Source organism: Oleiphilus sp. HI0067, assembly GCF_001635735.1.
Window position 1 is genome coordinate 1 of record NZ_LWFI01000751.1, and the last position, 350, is coordinate 350.

At 43.1% G+C, this 350-nt stretch carries 1 pseudogene; it reads left to right on the forward strand.

Annotation, left to right across the window (positions count from 1 at the left end):
- Positions 1-350: pseudogene (locus A3739_RS29720) on the forward strand (hypothetical protein); the annotation flags it as partial.

Genomic DNA, 350 nt, shown 5'->3' on the forward strand with positions numbered 1-350 from the left:
CGAATGGGACCCTTGCGATCAGATTAAAGCTAAGCGCATCATCTCACAGTCTAAAAGCACTGTTGAAGAGAAACTCGCTAGCGACAAGTTCGAAACACTCACAGGAATTATTGGAAGTAAGGGGCAGATACATGTTCACTTTGGAGCTCCGGTGTCGCTTGATGGAACAAACGCCCATGGGCAAGACATCTATGGTCAGTTTGCTTCAAAGATAGATCGCGAAATGCATTGCAGTTATCGCGTGTTTCCAATTAATTCATTATGCGACAAGTTAGTCCATAATAATTACGCTCCTCCAGCAGATCTGGCAGAAGAAGAACAAACCAGTTTAACAGTTTTAAATAAACGCC